At 33.2% G+C, this 2,187-nt stretch carries 3 protein-coding genes; 1 reads left to right on the top strand and 2 read right to left on the bottom strand.

Going from position 1 to position 2,187, the window contains the following annotated elements; translation table 11 throughout:
- Positions 1 to 93 precede the first annotated feature (93 nt).
- Together V7183_RS06820 and V7183_RS06815 are read right to left on the bottom strand one after the other, a co-directional pair.
- Positions 94 to 525, bottom strand: a complete 432-nt coding sequence (locus V7183_RS06820) for a DUF2621 domain-containing protein (RefSeq protein WP_097897653.1) — start codon at positions 523 to 525, stop codon at positions 94 to 96.
- Between the two features lie 104 nt (positions 526 to 629).
- Complete coding sequence (locus V7183_RS06815) at positions 630 to 926, bottom strand: hypothetical protein (RefSeq protein WP_097897652.1); 297 nt, start codon at positions 924 to 926, stop codon at positions 630 to 632.
- Positions 927 to 1,192: 266 nt separating this feature from the next.
- Between V7183_RS06815 and V7183_RS06810 the strand changes: the two genes are divergently transcribed.
- The gene (locus V7183_RS06810; protein ID WP_335359032.1) at positions 1,193 to 1,771 is read left to right on the top strand and encodes a DJ-1/PfpI family protein; all 579 of its coding nucleotides are present in this window, start codon (positions 1,193 to 1,195) and stop codon (positions 1,769 to 1,771) included.
- The last annotated feature ends 416 nt before the right edge of the window (positions 1,772 to 2,187 follow it).

Below are 2,187 nucleotides of genomic sequence, written 5' to 3'. Positions count from 1 at the left end.
GAAATTGCAAAAGGAAATGGAAAAAGAAGATGAATTTTATAATGAGAAAGATATGAAGTTAACGTAAAAAACCTCAAGATTCTTGAGGTTTTTTTATTTAGCTAAAAGTGATTGATACGGAGAATAATCAATTTGTTTTTCCTGTAATTTTTTAATTAAAAACTTATGATCACGCTTTGGCGTTGCTACAATATATCCTTTAATAATTAAATCTTCAGTTATTTTTGTGGCTTTTTCTTCTAACGCAAGCTCTCCAATTTTCCCTGCAATTTTTGATTTTGCAACATCACGGAATAGTTCAGGTACTGGGCTTACTAGTTCCTCTAATAATTGTTTCTGATTGTCATCCCATAAATGCCGTGTTTGATTAATGTAATGCTCTTCCCAATCTAAAATGGACATGCCGTCTTCTTTTGGTAATCGTTTTAAGAATTTTCGGAACATGAAATATCCACCAATAGACATAAGACTTAGTAAAATAACAGTCCAAGAAATAATAAACCAACTAAACCATCCTTCAAGCAACAGTATACCCCCCTTTACGATAGCAGTTTTCCCTTACTAGTATTATAAGCAGTGAGATTGATAGAAAGCAAGAACGCTTGGCCATTTTGACCAAGCGTTATGAATTAAACGAAGTATAATTGTTCGATACGTAATACATCAGTATCATCTTCTAAATATTCAATGATAAGTGTGCCAACTTTACGATCTTTATCTTCAGTTGTGAAAATAGAGTAAGAAGTAAAACGCTTTGTTGATAAGCCGCTAATATGTGTAGGAAGGGAAATGTAGTCATTATCGCGGAAGAATTCCATGAGTTCAACATCTTCAAACTGTTTTCGATTTACTGGTTGATTTGTGTAGCGACGTTGTAATTGTTTTAAAGCTTCATTCCAAGAAATTACTTTTGTGTCGTATACCATTTGTTCTATCTCCTTACTGTATGTAATTGTTAAGAACATACGTTCTATTTTAGTATACTCCTTTTATAAGGAAAGGGAAAGCAAAAAATAATGTAAGCTTGGAAACCCAAGCTTACATAAAATGCGTCCGTAATCGTCTCTATGTTTATTATAAGTTAGATAGGAATAGGAAACAAGGCGAGAAGTATTTTGTTGATTGTTTGTAAAATTCTGTTTATTGTGGAGGTGAGGAGTATTTTGTTGAAAAAGGGATGGGAGAAAAGAATATGAAGAAAATACTTTTATTTATATATCCGACATTTGCTGAATTTGAGATTACCGTGACCACAGCTTTGTTGAAGGGTGATTACAAAATTGAAACAGTAGGATTAACAAAAGACATGATTACAGCTGAAACAGGATTACAGGTGCAACCACATTTAGAATTAACTGAAGTTCGTGTGGAAGATTATGAAGCAATCATAATTCCTGGTGGGGATGTTATACATATTAAGGATTCTGAACAGTTATTTTCTATCGTACGTCAATTCTATAAGAAAGAAAAATTAGTTGCGGCAATTTGTGCTGGACCGTTTGTGTTAGCGGCAGCTGATTTACTAAAAGATGTCCCTTATACAGTCACAATGGATTATCGTAAATTAGATTGTTTTCCGATAGAAAATTTCATCTATAAGAATGTTGTAAGCTATAAAAATATCATAACGGCACAAGGACATGCATTTGTAGAATTCGGACTTGCGATAGGAGAGTATTTTGATGTGATAAACGAGCATCGTGTTAATTTCTATCGAGGAAATAAGAATATCATGATGGAAAAGTTTTTGGGGCAAACAGTTGAAGGTTGACAATGCATGTGAAGAGGATAAAAAGCTAGCAAAATGCTAGCTTTTTATATTGAAGTGATCATGTTTCGTTATTTGGTGCTATTTCAAATTATACAGGGTGAGTTTTTTAGCAATTCTTGTGGTACTAAATATGAATGTATCTAAAGATACACAACAGGCTAAACAAGAGATTACATCTCAAACTGAAATCATTCAATACTCTGAACATGGTACAGGTTGGTAAAGAGTATTTGAAACTTTTGATAATGTAACTTAAGATGATTTATCCTCACTAATAAGGCAACCCTGCTATTGAAAGTAAGGTTGCCTTATTTTATCTGAATATAAAAATGGAATATAAGGGGATGGCGTTGCCTACAGTATACGTGCCGCGAAAGTATTGCAATCTTTGTTATGTAGTCAACTACCCACCACTT

The organism is Bacillus sp. JJ1127 (assembly GCF_036965845.1).
GTDB lineage: Bacteria > Bacillota > Bacilli > Bacillales > Bacillaceae_G > Bacillus_A.
This window is presented reverse-complemented; position numbering and strand designations above follow the sequence as displayed.

What these genes read in the sequence shown, in the direction of transcription:
- V7183_RS06810 (WP_335359032.1), top strand. Translation starts at nt 1,193, where the DNA reads ATGAAGAAAATACTTTTATTTATATATCCGACATTTGCTGAATTTGAG.
- V7183_RS06815 (WP_097897652.1), bottom strand. Translation starts at nt 926, where the DNA reads ATGGTATACGACACAAAAGTAATTTCTTGGAATGAAGCTTTAAAACAA.